This window comes from Bacteroides cellulosilyticus DSM 14838, from assembly GCF_000158035.1.
Lineage (GTDB): Bacteria > Bacteroidota > Bacteroidia > Bacteroidales > Bacteroidaceae > Bacteroides > Bacteroides cellulosilyticus.
This window is the reverse complement of sequence record NZ_EQ973540.1, coordinates 1-1,360: the sequence shown is the minus strand read 5'-3', so window position 1 is coordinate 1,360 and position 1,360 is coordinate 1. Positions and strand designations below refer to the sequence as shown.

The 1,360-nt window shown below is 48.8% G+C and carries 1 protein-coding gene; it reads right to left on the bottom strand.

Annotation, left to right across the window (positions count from 1 at the left end; genetic code table 11):
- Window positions 1–41: 41 nt before the first annotated feature.
- On the bottom strand, window positions 42–1,360 hold a 1,319-nt coding region (gene ccsB / locus BACCELL_RS25565; protein WP_007215091.1), incomplete at its 5' end, for a c-type cytochrome biogenesis protein CcsB.

The window sequence follows — 1,360 nt, the reverse complement described above, 5'->3', positions numbered from 1 at the left end:
TTGAGCAAATATTCTCAAAGGGGTGAGAAAGAATAAGAAACTTACTGCCTATGCTGACTATACCCTGCATAAATCATCAGCGCAAAAGCGCAGGCGTACGTAATGAAGACGGCAGTCAGTCCCGGCGGTGTATCACCTCCACCATACGAATGAAGGCCGGACAGGTAGTAGTTCACACCGAAGTAAGTCATCAGTACCGAAGCAAGTCCCAGTACGGACATGGCGCTGAATGCATAATCCGAACGAAGAGCGGGAAGAAAGCGTGCATGCAGGATAAAAGCATAAACCACCATCGTAATCAATGCCCAAGTCTCTTTAGGGTCCCAGCCCCAATAACGTCCCCACGACTCATTTGCCCAAACAGCACCGAGGAAAATGCCTGCCGTCAGCAGATAAAGCCCTATATGCAGGGACATTTCATTGATGATGCGTAGTTCACGGATATGGGGCTGCAACAAGGCTACTTTCGACGGATTGCCGGCACTCATGAATGCAAGGGTAAACAGACCGAGCAGGAAACTGATACTGAAGAAGCCATAACTTGCCGTAATTACAGCCACATGTATCATCAGCCAATAAGATTTCAACACCGGAACCAGGGGAGTGATTTCGGGATCCATGAAGTTCAGGTTGGCAACAAACAGGATGATACCTGCGAAGAAAGCCGCCAAAGCCAACGTCATGGAGGAACGCTTAATAAACAAAAGTCCCGCCAACGCTGTAGCCCAGGCTACATATATCATGGACTCATAAGCATTGGCCCAAGGAGCACGCCCGGATATGTACCAACGGATGCCGATTCCGGAAGTATGCAACAAGAAGATCAGCACGACCAATGCCACCAAGGGAATGATAACGGTTTTAACCCAGCGTCTGGGTTTCAGCAACTGCCCTACCACGAATATCAATAATAACAGTCCGACCGCCATATAACCCATAGCCGACCAGAAGAACAAACGTGCTTTATTATAAAACAATTCCCACGACACTTGCTTCTCCGTCAGCAAAGGTGTGGCGCTCTGCTTCTGTTGATACACGTTCATCATGGAAAGCACCTCTCCTGCGCTCTCCCATGTACCGGTACGCAAGGCATCAGAAGCTTCTCCCAGATACCACGGCATGATTTTCGATACGAACAGAGAGTCTTTCCCGGAATACACACTTAAATCATCTCCCGGAGAATACCATTTGCCACTCGTATCTCCCGGCAACGGGAATAGTGCAAACATCTTTCCTTGTTGCAGGGAATACAGGATATTAATCTTTTCGTCCAGCTTCAACAGGTCCTTTTCAAGCCGCGAACGTTCGGCTGCCGGACGGGAATATGCCTTGTCCACGGCATCGGAAATCAGAGTTGGAA